This window comes from Kribbella qitaiheensis (assembly GCF_042657745.1).
Taxonomy (GTDB): Bacteria; Actinomycetota; Actinomycetes; order Propionibacteriales; family Kribbellaceae; genus Kribbella; species Kribbella qitaiheensis.
In genome coordinates this window covers 134,520-151,497 of the sequence record NZ_JBHSKE010000019.1, presented here as the reverse complement: position 1 = coordinate 151,497, position 16,978 = coordinate 134,520, and the positions used below count along the sequence as shown (strand labels likewise).

Genomic DNA, 16,978 nt, shown 5'->3' with positions numbered 1-16,978 from the left:
AACGGTAGGTCAGGCTGAAACGGGAGCACTCGCCTCGCGGTCGCCTGCTTCGACGTCGCCATAGTCACCCGCGCGAACCGCTCGACGACCGAGAGTCCACACGTAGACGAAGAAGGCCACCTCCGCGAGCACCCCGATACCGACCCGTACTGCGGTCGGCAGCGGCGAGGGAGTCACGAAAGCCTCGATCAGTCCGGTGATCAGCAGCACCACGGCCAGGCCGATCGCCATCCCGACGGTGGCACGCCCGGTCTGGGCGAGCGCCTGCATCCGGGTCCGCGGGCCGGGTGCGATCCAGGCCCAGCCGAGCCGGAGCCCGGCCGCGGCCGCGACGAACACCGCGGTCAGCTCGAGCAGGCCGTGCGGGGTGATCAGGCCGAAGAACACGTTCGCCCGGTCGTTCGCGATCATCAGCCCGGCGGTGACGCCCAGGTTCTCGGCGTTGCTCCAGAGCACGAAGAAGGTCGGGATCAGCAGCACCCCGACCGCCAGGACCGCGGCGCTGATGGCGGCGTTGTTGATCCAGATCCGGAGGGCGAAGTCCTGGGCCGGGTTCTCCGAGTAGTAAGCGGCGAAGTTCTTGTCGACCAGTTCCTGGATCTGCGCGGGTGTCGCGATCGAGTCGATCACCTCTGGGTGGGCGATGATCCGCCAGGCCATCCAGGCCGCGACCAGGTAGAACAGCAGGCCGATGGTCAGCCACCAGCGCCGCGACACGTACAGCGCGGCAGGGAAGCTCACCAGGAAGTACCGCGAGATGTCCCGCCAAACAGGTGCTTGAGCGCCAGTCACTGCTCCTCTGGCGTCCGCGATGAGGCCGGACAACCGGCCGACGGTCACCGGGTCGGCACCGGCTGCTCTGAGCGCCGACAGGTGCGTGCCGACGCGCTGGTAGAGCAGTACGAGCTCATCCGCCTCCGCACCGTTCAGCCTTCGCTGCCGGCGGGTCAGCAGGGCCAGGCGATCCCACTGGGGTTGATGTACGGACACGAACGCCTCGACGTCCATCACCCCTCCTGTCGCTCGCCTGGCTCCCCTGCGCTGGCAGACTAGCCGGACGAAGTGTCTTCGGCGGAGGGGGGCGGCACGGTGTCTCAGCTGGTCACGGGGGAAGCGGTCGTCCTCCAGGTGCGCATCGCCCGGATGCCGACCCGGGCGCTGGCCTGTGCGATCGACTTCACCATCCAGTGCATCGTGATCGCCGTGCTGCTCACGTCGCTGTTCGGCTTTCTGATCGGCAGCGCGAGCGAGGCGCTCGGGGTCGCGCTCGTCTTCATCGTGCTGCTGCTGGTGCTGATCGGCTACCGGGTGCTGATGGAGACGCTGACCCGCGGCCGGACGCTCGGCAAGATGATGCTCGGCCTCAAGGTGGTCCGCGACGACGGCAGTTCGATCCGGTTCCGGCACGCGCTGGTGCGGAACCTGCTGTGGTTGTTCGTGGACTTCGCGCCCTGGTTCGCCGCCTGCCCGGGGATCGTGGCAAGCCTGATGAACAAGCAGGGCAAGCGGATCGGCGACATGGTGGCGGGCACGGTGGTGATCCGCGAACGGCACCAGCCGATGGCATCACCGCCGCTGTTCGTGCCGGGACACCTGGTGCAGTGGGCCCAGTCGCTCGAGCTGTCGCGGCTGTCCGACGAGCTCGCGAACACCGCGCGGGAGTATCTGGCCCGCTACACCGAGCTGGAGCCTACCGCGCAGGTCGCCCTCGGGGATGCGCTCGCCTTCCGCGTCGGCGGAGTCACGGCGCCCTCGCCGCCGGTGGCGATCTCCTCGCCCGCGTTCCTGTCCGCAGTACTGGCCGAACGCCGCCGCCGCGAGCTCGCCCGCCTTGCCACCCAGCGCCCCGCCTACGCCACCAACACCGGCCCCTTCGGCCCCACTACCCCCTACGCACCTCCCAGCCCGTACGGCGCCCCTCAGCCCGGCCCATTCCTGGCACCGCAGCAAGTGCCGTACTCGCCGCCACCACCAGTAGCTCCTCGCCCGCAGGACGCGGTGGTCAATCCCGGCGGGTGGCACGCCCCAGGCAGCAACGAGCCCGGCCAGAGCTACTGACCGCCAGGGAATAGCCTCCGGACAACGCGAAGGCGCCCCGCTCGGAGGAACGGGGCGCCTTGGCGTGCGTACGCGGTACTGCGGTATCTCAGTAGCGGTAGGCGTCCGACTTGTACGGGCCCTCGACCGGGACACCCAGGTACTCCGCCTGCTCCTTCGAGAGCTCGGTCAGCTTCACGCCGAGCGCGTCGAGGTGGAGGCGGGCGACCATCTCGTCCAGGTGCTTGGGCAGCACGTAGACGTCGGTCGGGTACTCGGTGGTCTTGGCGAAGAGCTCGATCTGGGCCAGCACCTGGTTGGTGAACGAGTTCGACATCACGAACGAGGGGTGACCGGTCGCGTTGCCGAGGTTCAGCAGCCGGCCCTCGGACAGGATGATCACCGTGTGGCCGTCGGCGAAGCGGAACTCGTCGACCTGCGGCTTGATCGTGACCCGCTCGATGCCGGCCGTCTTGTACAGCCCCGCCATGTCGATCTCGTTGTCGAAGTGGCCGATGTTGCCGACGATCGCCTGGTGCTTCATCCGCGACATCTGGTCCGCGGTGATGACGTCCTTGTTGCCGGTGGTGGTGACGAAGATGTCCGCGATGCCGACCACGTCGTCGAGGGTGGTGACCTGGTAGCCGTCCATCGCCGCCTGCAGCGCGCAGATCGGGTCGATCTCGGTGACGATCACCCGGGCGCCCTGACCACGCAGCGACTCCGCGCAGCCCTTGCCGACGTCGCCGTACCCGCAGACGACCGCGACCTTGCCGCCGATCAGCACGTCGGTGGCGCGGTTGATGCCGTCGATCAGCGAGTGCCGGCAGCCGTACTTGTTGTCGAACTTCGACTTGGTGACCGAGTCGTTGACGTTGATCGCCGGGAACAGCAGCGCGCCGGCCTTGTGCATCTCGTACAGCCGGTGCACGCCGGTGGTGGTCTCCTCGGTGACACCCTTGATGCCCTGGCCGATGGTGGTCCAGCGCTGCGGGTCCTCCTGCAGCGTCCGGGTCAGCACCGACAGCACGACGCCGTACTCCTCGGACTCGGCGGTCGACGGGTCCGGAACGGCGCCGGCCTTCTCGAACTCGGTGCCCTTGTGGACGAGCATGGTGGCGTCGCCGCCGTCGTCCAGGATCATGTTCGGGCCGTCAGTACCGGGCCAGTTCAGCGCCTGCTCGGTGCACCACCAGTACTCCTCCAGCGTCTCGCCCTTCCAGGCGAAGACCGGCACACCCTGCGGGGCGTCCGCCGTACCGTTCGGGCCGACGACGACCGCGGCGGCCGCGTGGTCCTGGGTGGAGAAGATGTTGCACGAGACCCAGCGGACCTCGGCGCCGAGCGCGACCAGCGTCTCGATCAGCACAGCGGTCTGGATGGTCATGTGCAGCGAGCCCATGATCTTGGCACCCGCCAGCGGCTTGCTCTCGCCGTACTGCGCGCGCATCGCCATCAGGCCCGGCATCTCGTGCTCGGCCAGCCGGATCTCCTTGCGGCCGAACTCGGCGAGTCCGAGGTCTGCCACCTTGTAATCGAACGTCATGCGTTCCGCTCCCCTGAAGACTGTGATTGCTTCCTGCCTGCCAGAGCCTAGAGGGCGCACCCGGGGTATTTGATCGCCTGGGGGGCGTTTCTGACACTGAAATGTCAGGATGAGTGGCATGCGCATCACTGAAGCGGCCAAACAGCTGGGCACAACTCCCCGCATGCTGCGCTACCGGGAGGCGCTCGGCCTGCTGCCGCGCTCCCGGGCCGGCCGCAACTCCCAGCGCCAGTACGACGACCGCGACCTCGCCGCGGTCAAGCTCGCCCTCGAGCTGGAACACCGGTACGACGTGACACCCGCCGCCCTGGCCTTCGCCCTGAAAGCCCTGGCAGAACCCTCGGTAGCCGCCGACATCCGGAACCTCGGCTACCGCACCGGCCGCCTCTCCGCTCCACCCAGCCCCGCCGAGATCGACCGGGAACGAGCCCTCCGCTGGCTGGGCCGCTCCGGCGTCCTCCCACCCCCGCCTCACCGCCCCCGCTGACGTGGCTTAGTGGCCGGGGGCTTCGGGGACTGCGGGACGGGTGGCCGGCTGGTGGCCCTCTACGTAGATGTCGGGCTCGATGTAGATGTGGACCGACATCGGCTCGGCTTCGCGGACGGCGACCTCGGCGGTGTTGATGGTGTCGGCGATGGAGGCGGCGTCGGCGTCCGGCTCGACGGCGACCTTGGCGGCGACCAGAACCTCCTCGGGTCCGAGGTGCAGGGTCTTGATGTGGATCAGGCGCTGGACGCCCGGCACGCCCTCGATCGCGTCGATGATCTTCTGCTGCGCCTCGCGGGTCGCGGACTCGCCCAGCAGCAAGGACTTCATCTCGATCGCCAGGAAGATCGCGACGCAGACCAGCAGCGCGCCGATCGCCATCGAGCCCAGGCCGTCGAAGACTCCGTTGCCGGTGATAAGGGTCAGCGTGACGCCGATCAGCGCCAGCACCAGACCGGTCAGCGCGGCGAAGTCCTCCAGCAGGATCACCGGCAGTTCCGGCGCCCGCGCGTTGCGGATGAACCGGGCCCAGCCGACATGGCCACGGACCTTGTTCGCCTCGACGATCGCGGTCCGGAACGAGAAGGACTCCATGATGATCGCGGCCAGCAGCACCGCGACCGGGACCCACTTCCAGTCGTCGATCCCGTGCGGGTCGTGCACCTTGTGGTAGCCCTCATACAGCGCGAAGAGACCACCGACGCTGAACAGCACGATCGCGACGATGAACGAGTAGACGTAGCGCTCCCGCCCGAAGCCGAACTGGTGCAGTTCGTCGGCCTCCCGCTTGGCCCGCTTCGCACCGATCAGCAGCAGCACCTGGTTCCCGGCGTCGGCCAGCGAGTGAATCGACTCGGCCAGCATCGACGCCGAACCGGTCAGGGCCCAGGCGCCGAACTTCGTGATCGCGATACCAGTGTTCGCCAGCAGTGCCGCGACGACGGCTTTGTTACCGTCACCAGCCATTTTGCCCGTTCCTCCGTGCTTTCAGGGGTTTTCAGCGAGCGGACACGACGAACGCCGTGCCGGAACCACGCAGGGTACAGGGTCCTTCGGGTCCTTCGAGGAACGCAGATTGCCCGGCGGACAACGCCACGGCGGCTTCGGTGCCCTGGGCACCTACCACGGCGGATCCGTCCACACAGGCAACGATCCGCGGCCCGGTCGCCGGCACCTCCAGCCCGTCCTCGGTCAGCTCGATCCGCCGGACGGCGAAGTACTCACAGCCGGTCTCGTACGCCGTGATGCCCGGCGCGACGGGTGTTCCCTCCAGCACCGGCGAGGCGAGCGGCTCGAAGTCCACCACGGACCCCAGTTCCGCGACGTCGACGTGCTTGCGGGTCAGCCCACCCCGCAGCACGTTGTCCGAGTTCGCCATCACCTCGAACCCGGTGCCGTGCAGGTAAGCGTGCACGTTCCCGGCCGGCAGGTAGACGGCCTGGAACCGCTCGAGCCGGACCCGGTTCAGCAGCAGCGCGGCGAGTACGCCGGGATCGTCCGGGAACTCCTCGCACAACCTCTCCAGGCTGTCGGCCTCGAGCGCGAAGGTGTCGCCCTGATAGGCGCGGCAGGCCTCCCCGAGAGCCGCGACCAGCGGGCGGATCGCGTCGCGGTCGGTGCCCATGAACTCGGTGAACGCGTCCTGCAGTTTCCCGTTGCGCAGCAGATCGGTGAGGTCCTCGAGTCCCTTGGCATCGAGGGCCTCCAGCAGCGCCACGGTCTGTTCGAGCGGCCGGAAGCCGACCAGCGCGTCGAACGGGCCGAGCGCGATCAGGATCTCCGGCTTCGGCCAGGCGTCCTTGTAGTTGCGGTCGGCCGCGTCGCGCGGGATCCCGGCCGCCTCGTCCCGCTCGTACCCGTCGATCGCCTGCTCGCGGGACGGGTGCGCCTGGATCGAGAGCGGCTGCTCCGCGGCCAGGATCTTGGCCAGGAACGGGAACCTGCCCTCGAACTGCTCGGCGACCTCGGCGCCGAGCACCTCCGACGGCCGCGAGGAGACCCGGTCGTAGAGCGATTCGCCCGAGGGGAGCAGGGAGGGCGCCGACTCGTGCGCGCCCATCCAGAGCTCGGCCTGCGGGGAGCCGTCCGGTTCCACCCCGGTGAGCTCGGGGATCGCGGTCCGCGAGCCCCAGGCGTAGTCCCGGATGGTGTTCTGGAGCCGAGCTACCACGCCGGATCCTCCGCGGGATTCCCCGAACCGGCAGGTGAGTCCTCGACGGCCGTGCCGTAGCGCCCGAGGCCGAGACCCAGGTAGGCGGCGGCGTACCGGCCGTGCTGCATGAGGGCGGCGTACCGGGCGACGTCCGTGCCGTTCGCCTGCGTCACCACGTGCACCCGTACGTCGTGCCGCTCGGCCTTGTCCTCGAGCTGGCGACGGGTCTCCGTCACGCTCGGGTCGTCGATGCCGTCGTCCAGGATGACCAGACCGGGCCGGAGGTCCTCGGGCTGGTCGAAGGGATCCGCGAACACGTCCCGCGGCGGCTGGTTCGCGAGCACCGGCAGCAGGTGACCCGCGTCGGCCGCGAGCGCCGGACGGCCACTGGCGAGCCGGATCGCCTCCACCACGCGGCGAGCGGCCCGGGCGGCCAGCACGGATCCGCCCCAGACCAGTGGGAGGGCGTCGGCCAGCATCAGGGCCAGGTCCTTGCCCGGGTTCGACGCGACGTCGTTGTTGGGTGAGCACTCGATCGCGACGTCGTCGAGCATCGCCGCGACCGCCTTGGCGTCCACCGCGGGCCCGAGGTCCAGCTGGTGCAGCCCCTGCAGTACTGCGACCGCGGCCGCGAGCTGGTCATCGGACTGGGAGGGCAGGCGGATCGCGTGGCGCGACCCGGCCGACGCCTTGTCCACGGGTGAGTCCTCCGGCGAGGCCACCATCAGCCCGCAGCCCCTCCGTACCGCTTCAGCGGCAGCGGAGATGGCCGCGGAGTCGCCTGTGGTGCCGTCGAGCACGATCACCAGGTCCAGCGGACCGGCCCAGCCGGGCAGCCCCGGACCGGGCCAGGCCACGAACGGGACCGGGCAGACCGGCTCCAGCACCGCGCGGACCAGCCGGGCGTCCCGGCCGGCGGCGACGATCGCCCGCGGGCGGAAGCCGTCGGAACCCAGCTGGGACAGCGCGTCCTCGGACGCGTCGATCTCGGCCCGGACCCGCGCCCCGGCCCCGGCCAGGCGGCGCAACAGGTGGTCGGTGGCCAGCAGAGCGGCTGGATCGTCCAGCCGCGAGTCGTCGAAGGAGCTCATGCGTTCTCGGGAGCCTCGTTCTTGGTCTCACGGGCCTCGTCGATCAGCAGCACCGGGATGTCGTCGCGGACCGGGTAGGCCAGCGCGCAGGTCGGGTTGGTGCAGACCAGCTCGCTCGCCTCGTCGTCGACCCGGAACTCCGACCGGCACTTCGGGCAGACCAGGATGCTCAGCAGGTCGGGGTCCAGGTTCATGTTAGGAGGAGTCATCACTTTCCTTTTACTTCGATGCACCGGTGATCAGGGCCAGGACTTCGTCGCGGACACGCTCCATGGTGGCGGCGTCTGCGGCCTCGACGTTGAGCCGCAGCAGCGGCTCGGTGTTGGACGCGCGGACGTTGAACCACCACTGTCCTGCGTCGACGGTCAGACCGTCCAGGTGGTCAACGGTAATGCCGTCGCGATCGCCGTAGGTGTCTTCGATCGCCGCGACCGTCGCGGCCGCGTCGTCCACCCGGCTGTTGATCTCACCCGAGGCCACGTAGCGCTCGTAGACGGCGAACAGCTCGCTGGCGGGCTTGTCCTGCTCGCCCAGCGCGGCGAGCACGTGCAGCGCCGCGAGCATGCCGGTGTCGGCCCGCCAGAAGTCGCGGAAGTAGTAGTGCGCCGAGTGCTCGCCGCCGAACACCGCGTCGGTCTCGGCCATCTTCTGCTTGATGAAGGAGTGCCCCACCCGGGTGCGGACCGGCGTACCGCCGTGCTCGATGATGAGCTCGGGGACCGCCTTGGAGGTGATCAGGTTGTGGATCACCGCCGAGCCGGGATGCTTGGCGAGCTCGCGGACGGCGACCGCGCCGGTGACCGCGCTCGGCGAGATCGGGGCGCCCTTCTCGTCCACCACGAAGCAGCGGTCGGCGTCCCCGTCGAAGGCCAGGCCCAGGTCGGCCCCGGTCTCGCGGACCTTCGCCTGCAGGTCGACCAGGTTCTTCGGGTCCAGCGGGTTGGCCTCGTGGTTCGGGAAGTTGCCGTCCAGCTCGAAGTACAGCGGCACGATCTGGACCGGGCCGGTGGCGAACACGGCCGGCACGGTGTGGCCGCCCATCCCGTTGCCGGCGTCGACGACCACCTTCAGCGGCCGGATGCCGGACAGGTCGACCAGCTCGTGCATGTAGTCCGCGTACGCCGTCAACATGTCCTTGTGGGTGACCCTGCCCGGCGCCGCGACCGTGCCGAGCCCGTCGACCAGGGACTTGGCCACCAGGTCCTCGATGTCGCGCAGACCGGACTCCGCACCGACCGGCGAGGCCCCCGCACGGCACATCTTGATCCCGTTGTACCTCGCCGGGTTGTGGCTCGCGGTGAACATCGCGCCGGGCAGCTGGAGCCGGCCGGAGGCGAAGTACAGCAGATCCGTGGAGGCCAGGCCGATGTCGATCACGTCGGCACCGGCGCTGGTCACTCCTTCGGCAAAGGCAGCCGCCAGCCCGGGGCTGGACGGCCGCATGTCGTAACCGATCACGACTGCGCCGGGACCGCTCAGGACGTCCAGCACCTCGACGAGGGCGGCACCGGTCGCCCGGGCCACCGACTCGTCCAGCTCGTCCGGAACGACCCCACGCACGTCGTACGCCTTGAAGATCGCAGCAACGTTTACCATGCGTGGACCCTATCTGGCCCAGGCAGGGAAGCGGGGGTCAGGACGCCTGGAACCAGCCCGGGTTCTTGCGGTGGTGCACCTGCGGGAGCTGCCGGGGGCTGGTCGGAGCCGCCCAGCGGACCGCGTTGCCGATGATCTGCTGGATCTCCGGCTGGTGGTAGGTCGGGAAGTCCTGGTCGCCCGGACGGAAGTAGAACACCCGGCCCTGGCCGCGGCGGTAGCAGCAGCCGGAGCGGAACACCTCGCCGCCGGAGAACGAGCTGATGAAGACCAACTCGTCCGGCTGCGGGATGTCGAACAGCTCGCCGTACATCTCCTCCTGCTCGATCACCAGCGGGTGCGGCACCCCCTGCGCGATCGGGTGCCCGGCGGCTACCGTCCAGAGCAGCTCCCGGTCGTTCTCGCTGCGCCAGTCCAGCGAACAGCTGGTGCCCATCAGCCGGGTGAAGATCTTGGAGAAGTGCGCGGAGTGCAGCGCGATCAGGCCCATCCCGGACAGCACCGCCTGCTGGACCCGGTCGACCACGGCGTCGTCCACGTCGCCGTGCGCGCGGTGCCCCCACCAGGTGAGCACGTCGGTGTCGGCGAGCACCTCGTCGGTCAGCCCGTGCTCGGGCTGCTGCAGCCACGCGGTCCGGACCACCACGTCCTGGCCGAGCTTGGCCCGCAGGCCGGCGGCGATCGTCTCGTGCATCGAGTCCGGGTAGACCTTCTGCACCTGGGCGTCGTCCTGCTCGTGGACGTTCTCGCCCCAGACGGTGACGCGGATCGGGTCAGTCATTCAGCACTACCTCTCGTCCGGCCTGCGCCGAGGCGTAGGCGGCATCGATGACCTGGGTCCGGACGAGTGCCTCGGACCCGTCGTGCGCGGACCAGTCGCCGCTCAGCACGATCGCGACGAACTCGCTCACCACCGCGCGGTGGCCGAGCCCGGCCCCGGTCGCGGGTTTCACCTCGGCCGGCACGCCGCCGACATCGGTGAAGATCCTCAGGGTGTCGGTGTTGGTGTAGTTCTGGACGTCGATCTTGGCGCCGCCCTCGGTACCGAACAGCTCGATGCCGAAGTTGTCACCCGGTGCCCGGTAGGTCGCCCAGCTGGTCTCCAGCTGCAGCGCGCCGCCGCCTTCCAGCCGCAGGTACGCCGTGGCCAGGTCCTCCACCTCGAACTTCGAGCCCAGCGTGTCGACGGTCGGCCGGATCACACTGCTGGCGCTGCCCCGGCCGCGCGGGCCGAGCTCGGCGAAGGTGTTCGCGGTGATCGATGTCACCTTCGGCTCGCCGAGCAGGTGCAGGGCCATGTCGAGGATGTGGACGCCGAGGTCGATCAGCGGACCGCCGCCGGACAGCTCGCGGTTGGTGAACCAGCCGCCCATGCCGGGGATGCCGTTGCGGCGCATCCAGTGCGCCTTGGCGTAGTAGATCCGGCCCAGCAGACCCTCGTCGATCTGGTGTTTGAGGACTGCGACGTCGCCACGCTCGCGGTGGTTGAACACCACCTTCAGCACCTTGCCGGACTTCTTCGAGGCCTCGACCATCGCGACGCCCTCGGCCACGGTCCTGGCCAGCGGCTTCTCGCAGAGCACGTGCAGGCCGTTGTCGAGCGCCGCGAGGGCGATCGGCGCGTGCAACTGGGTGGGGGTGCCGATGCTGACGGCGTCCAGGCCGTCGACGGCGAGCAGGTCCTCCCACTTCTCGAACAGCTGCGGCACCTGGAACTGGGCCCCGAGAGACTTGAGGCTGTCCGTCTCGAGGCCGGCCAGCGCGACCACCTCGACATCGGGCAACTCCGAGAACGCTTCCAGCGCGGTCCGGCCGGCAAAGCCGAGACCGACGACTCCGACCCGTAGTTTTTGATCGTTCACAAGTCGGGAGTCTCGTCAGTACCTGACAACGTGGTCAACCTCATCCCACGGTGTGAAACCGGTCCACGCTGGAAACGGTGGTTGTGGTGACCGTCAGCCGGGCAGCTTGGCCGCGGCCGCGACGGCCAGCTTCCGGAAGTTGGCCGGCTTCACTCCCTGGCCGTAGCCCCAGAACGCCAGCACCGACACCGTCGTGCCCTTGACGGTCACGGCGTACGGGAAGGTGCCCGCCTCGCTGCCCGGGTCGTTCGGCAGAGGGTAGTCGTACCAGCGCAGGATGGTGGTGGCGTCACCGGCCTTCACGTTCGAGGTCACGGTGAGCTTGCGGCCGTGGGTGGGGCTCTTCGGCTTCGCGCCCTTGCAGGCCTTCACAGTGGCGACGATCGAGGCGTAGGCCTTCTTGGCGTCCGCAGTGGTGTTGTACCGGCTCAGGTACTGCGCGCCGGTCTTGGACATGTCGTCCGTGTAGCCCCGGGCCAGTCGCTGCGCGACCCGCAGGCCTTCCTGCGAGGTCGGCCCGCACCAGGTCCGCGGGAGGATCCCTCTGTCTCGCTGGACCGACCATCCCTGGCCCGGGTCGGCCTTGGCCACCTGGCCGACCGTCAGCATCATCGCCCGGGTCAGGTACACCCCGCGAGTCGCCGATCTGTCCGCGGCCTGCGTCTCACCGGTCGGTGCCCCCATCGCGACGGACGCGCTCGCCACCAGGCCGATCGCCGAGATCCCGGCGGCCACCGCCCAGGGCTTGCCTGTGTTCTGTAGTGCCCTCATATCCAACTCCCCCTTCAGCGAATGTCTGCTGGTGAGACATCGCCCGAGGGCGGGCGGTTCGGGTCCGGCGGCCGGAGAAATGACTCCGTTACCCGGGCGGGTGATCCGCGGTCAGCCGTGTTCGGTGCTGCCCGAGGAGGTGTCGTCGGGGTCGCGGAGCATCCGGAGGTGGCCGCGACGGGCCACCTCGACCGGGGCACCCGGGGCCGGATGACCGAGACGCGTCGGCGGCAACGGCCGCGCCGCCTCCCGTACTGCGTTCGCCAGCGCCTCGAGATCGTCGTCCGAGGGTCCGCCCGCGGCGGGATCCGGAGCGAGCCGGATCACCTCCCAGCCGTTCGGGGCGGTCAGCCGGTCGGCGTGGTCGGCGCAGAGGTCGTAGCAGTGCGGTTCGGCGTACGTCGCGAGCGGGCCGAGCACACAGGTGGAGTCCGCATAGACATAGGTGAGCGTCGACACGGCCGGCCGATGGCAGGCGGCGCGCGAACAGATCCTGGCGATGCTCACGTCCAGACGCTACCCCCACTAGGCTGATCGCGTGACCGAGGCTCGCCGTCATCGCAGGCACATCGACCGCCACGGGCGCGGCATGCTCGGACCGATCAGCCGGCCGAGCAGCTTCGCGCCGCGTGGATTGCCCTTGCAGCGGTCCGCCTCGGCCCAGTTCGACGAGGTGGTCGCGATCGAGGTGACCCGGCTGGAGAAGCGGCTCCCGCAGGTGGTCGCGCGGGTCGAGTTCGCGATCGAGGACGTGCCGAACCTCGACGCCCACGCCGGCGAGATCCCGCTGACGCACTCCACCGGCGGCACCTCGCACGAGCCCTACCGGATCGTCGTGTTCCGCCGGCCGATCGAGTTGCGCGCCGAACGCTCCGGCACCAGCCTGACCTGGCTGGTCCGGTCAGCCCTGGTGCTCGAGCTCGCCGACGTGCTGGCGCTGTCGCCGGAGCAGATCGACCCAGACTTCGACACCGACGACGACTGAGCTACTTCAGCGCGGCGCGGACATCCGGTTGGGCACCCAGCTGGGCGCGGAACACCAGCGAGGTGTTCAGCGGCCAGGAGGCCGCCAGCGGTACCTCCTCCTCGCCCAGCTTGGCCGGCGGCATCAGCGTGACACCGGCGACCAACGAGCCGCGGGTCTGCTCGACCATCAGGTAGGTCGGTCCGGCCTGCGCCTTGAAGCTGATCGTGCTGGTCGCGCCGTTGACCACGTCCAGCGTGCGAGTGCTGAGCACCTTGCCGGCCGCGTCCCGCAGTTCGTACCGCAGGCTCGCGGGCCTGCTCGGCGCGGTCACCTGCAACTGGGCGGGCTGCGCGTGCGGCGGCAGCACCAGGTACGCCGGACCGCTCAAGGCCTCGGCCGACCCCATCGAGGAGAACTCGGTGGCACTGGCGTCGACGTTGCGCACCGAGCCGGCCAGCGGCTGGTCCGAGCTGATCGTGATCGCGCTCGCTTCGCCGTTCAGCACCTTGTCCATCCGCACCGACTTCACCGCACCGGCCGGAATCTGCACGGTCGAGAGCCCGGCCGGCTTGAACGGCCCGTTCGGCCCGTTCACCGTCAGGGTCGCCGTCGCCTGCAGATCGCCGGGGTTCGCCAGCGTCAGCGAACGCTCACCGGCACCCGGCGCGATACCCGGCACGACCAGTGACTTGGCCGGCGGAGCCGAAGCGTGCAGCCAGTCCACACCGGCCGGACCGTCTGCGTTCGTGGCGTTGTCCCGCAGCGCCGGTGCCACCCGGCCACCGGACGAAACGACGTGCAGCGCCAGGTCGCGCATCTTGGGCGCCACCAGGCTCAGGTAGAGCTCCGCGCTCCCCCGTGCCGGTACGACGATGCCGCGGGCGTTCGGGAGGTCCAGCGCGCCACTCGGCGCGTAGAACGAGACGTTCACCTCGGCGTTGATGCTGTCCAGGTTCGTCAGCACCAGGACGTCACGGCGACCCACGGCCGCGCTGGCACCGACGAACCAGAAGTCGGAGCCCGGCGTCTGGCACGGCACACTCGCCATGCCCCGGTTGACGCCTTCGGTGGCGATCGACGTACTGGTGCCGACCGTGCCGGCCGCGAGTGGGCCGGTGCCCTGGATCGACAGCGGCACCGGCTTCGCGGCACGGGCGGTGGAAGTGAGCCGGCCCCGGACCAGCAGCGAGCCGACCGGGTCCGAAGTCTTCGGCAACGGCGCGATCGACAGTGGCGTGGCCGAGCCCTCGGCGATCGGCGTGCCCTTGGGCAGCACCGGCGCCACCGCGTTGACGAAACTCTGCAGCTTGCCACCGACGCTCGGCCCCGGGCAGGCCTGCGCCGTCCGGTTCACCACAGTCGGAATGGGCTCGGCGGCCGCCTCGGGCCGCGTCACCGGATCCTTCGGATGGGTCACCACGGCGAGCCCACCGACAGCCGCCATCGCCAGCACACAGGCGGCGACACGGACCCGCACGTCGGACAGCAGTCTGGTCACGAAGCCCTCCTGGCATGGGTCCCGTGCGGTACGGCGACCGTGCGGCGCGCGGTCGGCAGGCAGGACACCAGCGCGATCAGCCAGGCGATGATGCCGAGCACCCGCCACAGACTGCGCACGTCGTCCTGCAACGGCACCTTGCCTTCGATCGTCGAGCGGTCGACCAGCCAGGACGCGTCATCGGCTTCGGCGCTCGCGCGGGTCAGGCCGGGCAGCGAGTCCAGCGTCGACATCAGCGTCGGGTCGACCGGCGCCGGCAGATAGACGTAGTCGATCGCGAGCGCGGCGAACTGACGTCCTTCCTCACCGGTGCCACCGCCGCCGAGCGTCGACAGGATGTCGGTGATCGGCTGGGTCTGCTCCGCAGTCGGCGCCGCCTCGAGCGATCCCATCCGCGGCCCGCCGTTCCGCACCAGCGAGAACCGCATCGGGTTGTCCAGGTCCTTGCGCACCACCAGGATCGAGGCGTTCTCCGGTGGCCCTTGCGCGGACATCAGGTACGCCGGGAGGTCCTGCTCCGGGCCACGCCGCAGCGGATCGTCGGCACCGCGGACGAGCCAGAACCCGGCCGTCACGATGGTGGCGACGAGGACGACCGCGAGAACACTCTGGACGAGGATCGCCCTGGACTTCCCGACCGCGTCCCAGGCGACGGTGACCGCGATGATCCAGCCGGCCGTCATCAGGAACATCAGCGGGCCACTGCCACCGCCGAGGCGGCTGGCCACCAGCGTGCCGACCATCCCGGACAGGGCCGCGAACCACCCGAGCACCTCGTACCGCTGGCGGGACCGCCGCGTGAGCGCGAGCAGAGCCACCAGAATCAGCGGTACCGCGAACCACCAGGGGGTCGGTGCACCCACCGGAGTACCGGTGAGCAGGTTCGCGATGCTGTCGCCCGGGCCGACCGCGGCCGTGGGCGGTCCGCCTGCTTCCTGGCCGAGCCGCGACGGGTGCAGGATCAACTCGATCGTCCACGGCAGCACGAGCAGCATGCCGAGGACCACCGAGAACACCAACTGCCGACCCTGTCGCCGCCAGCCGAGGCCGAGCAGAGCGCCCGCCACCAAGGTGATGCCGACCAGCAGGCCGAGCGCCGGAGTGAAAGCGAACAGGACGGCCTGGCAGATGCCGGCGAACCACGCGGCCCGCCAACTGCCCTGGATGACCACGCGCCGCCGCCGCGCGACCGTGTGAACGGCAGCACCGAGCAGGGGCAGCACGATCGCCGCCACACACGTCCCCAGCCGGCCCTGCGAGATCGCACCGTTGGTGAACACCGCCAGCCCGTACGCCGATGCGCCCCAGGCGCGGGCGACTCGATCGACCACGAAGGCGCGCAACAACACCCAGGCGGACAAGGCGGCGAGTGGAATCGCACCGAGCAGGACGACGTTGGTCGCACCGGTCGGGCCGAAGGTGACCGTCGAGAGCGCCCAGAACTGACCGAGCCAGGCAGGCGGGGTCACGCCGGGGGGTGCGGCCGCCGCGGCGTGCCACAACGACCCGAGGGTCTCGTGCGCCGGCAGCAGCAGGTTGGACCGCAACACGCCGCCACCGATCAGGCTGCGGGCGGCCACGAAAGCGCCGAGGAAAAGGAAGACCCACGCCACCAGGAACGGCCGGCGGATGATCTGACGACGCCAGCGCGGCTGGTCCTGCGCGACCCGGGCCGTGCTCTTCGCCCGGCGGGCGGACGTGACGACCTGCTCCTCGGGTTCGTCGGCCCAGGCTTCGCGGAGGCGCTCGGAGATCGTGCTTCCGGTCTCCTCGAGGTTGTGCCGGAGCGCGTGCACCGAGCGCGAGAAGAGCGGCTTGATCGACTCGTACGACACCTTGTCGAGGCGTCGGCGGTCCTTGCGGGCCTGCGTCCAGCCGCCGGCGAGCAGCGTCCCCATCAGTGCGGTCCACTCGTCGACGGCACCCGAGGGCGTCTTGCCGAGCAGGAACCAGACCGATCGGATGAAGGTGCCGAGCAGGAACCTCAGCACCAGCAGGGGAAGCAGCTTGCGCGGCGCGTTCGCCAGGACGGTGTAGTAGGCGTGCGCGCGGTCGAGTTGGTACGCGTGCCGCCGGGTGCCTGCGAGGGCACGCTCACCGGTCGCCGCGGCCTGGGCGTGGTAGACCACCGCGTCCGGGGCGACGGCGACCTTGAAGCCCGCACGGCTTGCCCGCCAGCCGAAGTCGATGTCGTCGCGGAACATCGGCAGCTTCGGGTCGAAACCGTGCAGCGACTCCCAGACGTCGCGACGGACCAGCATGCCGGCCGAGCTGACCGCGAGCACGTTGCGCGGCTGGTCGTGCTGGCCCTGGTCGAGCTCGCCGTTCTCGATGCCGGTGTCGCGGCGGCCGCCGAGCGAGGTGGTGACGCCGACCTCGAGCAGTTCCCGGTCCCGCGGCCACAGCCGCAGCTTCGGGCCCCAGACCCCGGTCTCCGGCGACAACGTTGCCTGCAGCAACAACTGCTCGAGGGCCTTCGGGGCCGGAGCGCAGTCGTCGTGCAGCAGCCACAGCCACTCCACCACGGTGGCCAGCCCGTCGTCGCCGTACGGGCCGACCGAGGACGGGATGGGCGCGAACCCGACCGTCTCCAGCCCGCGGGTGACCGCGGTACCGAAGCCCGAGCGGGCCGACAGGCCGACCACGGGCTCGACGCCGGGCATCTCGGCGAGCAGTTCGGCGGTCTCGTCGGTGGAGCCGGTGTCGACCGCGATCAGCCGCTCGGGGCGCCGCTCGAGCGCCCACAGGGCCTCGGTCAGCCGGGGCAGCCAGGCGGCTCCCTCGTGCCCGACCACGACGGCGGTGACGACATGCCTGATCCGCGCGCGACCCAGCGGATCGTCGGTGGGGTCGGTCGGGAAATCGACAGCGTCGAAGAACTCCCAGCCGGCCGGAGCTTCAGATTCCATGCGGAGCAGTGACACCTCGGGGGAAAGGAACGGCGTGCCCGGACCGTGCCGGCACGACTACA

The 16,978-nt window shown here is 70.0% G+C and carries 16 protein-coding genes; 3 read left to right on the top strand and 13 right to left on the bottom strand.

Annotated elements, in window-relative coordinates:
• Positions 1–9 precede the first annotated feature (9 nt).
• On the bottom strand, positions 10–1,008 hold the full coding sequence (locus ACFPJ1_RS16775; protein WP_380104796.1) for a stage II sporulation protein M: 999 nt from the start codon (positions 1,006–1,008) through the stop codon (positions 10–12).
• Positions 1,009–1,089: 81 nt separating this feature from the next.
• Here ACFPJ1_RS16775 and ACFPJ1_RS16770 point away from each other — a divergent pair, with 81 nt between their 5' ends.
• Complete coding sequence (locus ACFPJ1_RS16770) at positions 1,090–2,058, top strand: RDD family protein (protein WP_380104794.1); 969 nt, start codon at positions 1,090–1,092, stop codon at positions 2,056–2,058.
• 88 nt (positions 2,059–2,146) lie between these two features.
• Here the strand turns inward: ACFPJ1_RS16770 and ahcY are convergent, their stop codons facing one another.
• Complete coding sequence (gene ahcY / locus ACFPJ1_RS16765; RefSeq protein ID WP_380104792.1) at positions 2,147–3,583, bottom strand: adenosylhomocysteinase; 1,437 nt, start codon at positions 3,581–3,583, stop codon at positions 2,147–2,149.
• A gap of 118 nt (positions 3,584–3,701) precedes the next feature.
• On the opposite strand from ahcY, the gene ACFPJ1_RS16760 reads away from it, so the two are divergent.
• Entirely contained in the window at positions 3,702–4,070 is a 369-nt protein-coding gene (locus tag ACFPJ1_RS16760) for a MerR family transcriptional regulator (RefSeq protein WP_380104791.1), read from the top strand.
• A 6-nt stretch (positions 4,071–4,076) separates the two neighbouring features.
• Here ACFPJ1_RS16760 and ACFPJ1_RS16755 read toward each other — a convergent pair whose 3' ends face one another.
• From ACFPJ1_RS16755 to ACFPJ1_RS16715, 9 genes are all read right to left on the bottom strand, one after another.
• On the bottom strand, positions 4,077–5,036 hold the full coding sequence (locus ACFPJ1_RS16755) for a cation diffusion facilitator family transporter (protein WP_380104789.1): 960 nt from the start codon (positions 5,034–5,036) through the stop codon (positions 4,077–4,079).
• 31 nt (positions 5,037–5,067) lie between these two features.
• The gene (gene manA / locus ACFPJ1_RS16750) at positions 5,068–6,240 is read right to left on the bottom strand and encodes a mannose-6-phosphate isomerase, class I (RefSeq protein WP_380104788.1); all 1,173 of its coding nucleotides are present in this window, start codon (positions 6,238–6,240) and stop codon (positions 5,068–5,070) included.
• Complete coding sequence (locus ACFPJ1_RS16745; RefSeq protein ID WP_380104787.1) at positions 6,234–7,313, bottom strand: SIS domain-containing protein; 1,080 nt, start codon at positions 7,311–7,313, stop codon at positions 6,234–6,236. The genes manA and ACFPJ1_RS16745 overlap by 7 nt, the downstream gene beginning before the upstream one ends.
• Positions 7,310–7,522 carry a Trm112 family protein gene (locus ACFPJ1_RS16740; RefSeq protein WP_465261076.1) on the bottom strand — a complete coding sequence of 71 codons (213 nt, stop codon included), beginning with the start codon at positions 7,520–7,522 and terminating at the stop codon, positions 7,310–7,312. The genes ACFPJ1_RS16745 and ACFPJ1_RS16740 overlap by 4 nt, the downstream gene beginning before the upstream one ends.
• Positions 7,523–7,532: 10 nt before the next feature.
• Positions 7,533–8,909 (bottom strand): phosphomannomutase/phosphoglucomutase, encoded by a 1,377-nt coding sequence (locus tag ACFPJ1_RS16735; RefSeq protein WP_380104785.1) that lies wholly within the window; start codon positions 8,907–8,909, stop codon positions 7,533–7,535.
• Positions 8,910–8,946: 37 nt separating this feature from the next.
• The gene (locus ACFPJ1_RS16730) at positions 8,947–9,690 is read right to left on the bottom strand and encodes a ThuA domain-containing protein (protein WP_380104783.1); all 744 of its coding nucleotides are present in this window, start codon (positions 9,688–9,690) and stop codon (positions 8,947–8,949) included.
• Positions 9,683–10,771, bottom strand: a complete 1,089-nt coding sequence (locus tag ACFPJ1_RS16725) for a Gfo/Idh/MocA family protein (protein WP_380104781.1) — start codon at positions 10,769–10,771, stop codon at positions 9,683–9,685. The genes ACFPJ1_RS16730 and ACFPJ1_RS16725 overlap by 8 nt, the downstream gene beginning before the upstream one ends.
• A gap of 93 nt (positions 10,772–10,864) precedes the next feature.
• On the bottom strand, positions 10,865–11,542 hold the full coding sequence (locus tag ACFPJ1_RS16720) for a hypothetical protein (protein WP_380104779.1): 678 nt from the start codon (positions 11,540–11,542) through the stop codon (positions 10,865–10,867).
• Positions 11,543–11,653: 111 nt separating this feature from the next.
• Positions 11,654–12,049 (bottom strand): DUF3499 domain-containing protein, encoded by a 396-nt coding sequence (locus ACFPJ1_RS16715; protein ID WP_380104777.1) that lies wholly within the window; start codon positions 12,047–12,049, stop codon positions 11,654–11,656.
• Positions 12,050–12,080: 31 nt separating this feature from the next.
• Here ACFPJ1_RS16715 and ACFPJ1_RS16710 point away from each other — a divergent pair, with 31 nt between their 5' ends.
• Positions 12,081–12,527 (top strand): metallopeptidase family protein, encoded by a 447-nt coding sequence (locus ACFPJ1_RS16710; RefSeq protein WP_380104775.1) that lies wholly within the window; start codon positions 12,081–12,083, stop codon positions 12,525–12,527.
• Between the two features lies 1 nt (position 12,528).
• On the opposite strand, the gene ACFPJ1_RS16705 is transcribed toward ACFPJ1_RS16710, so the two are convergent.
• Positions 12,529–14,007, bottom strand: coding sequence for a DUF5719 family protein (locus ACFPJ1_RS16705; RefSeq protein ID WP_380104773.1), 1,479 nt, complete (start codon positions 14,005–14,007; stop codon positions 12,529–12,531).
• On the bottom strand, positions 14,004–16,916 hold the full coding sequence (locus ACFPJ1_RS16700; protein WP_380104770.1) for a glycosyltransferase: 2,913 nt from the start codon (positions 16,914–16,916) through the stop codon (positions 14,004–14,006). Before ACFPJ1_RS16700 ends, ACFPJ1_RS16705 begins: the two co-directional genes overlap by 4 nt.
• Between the last annotated feature and the right edge of the window lie 62 nt (positions 16,917–16,978).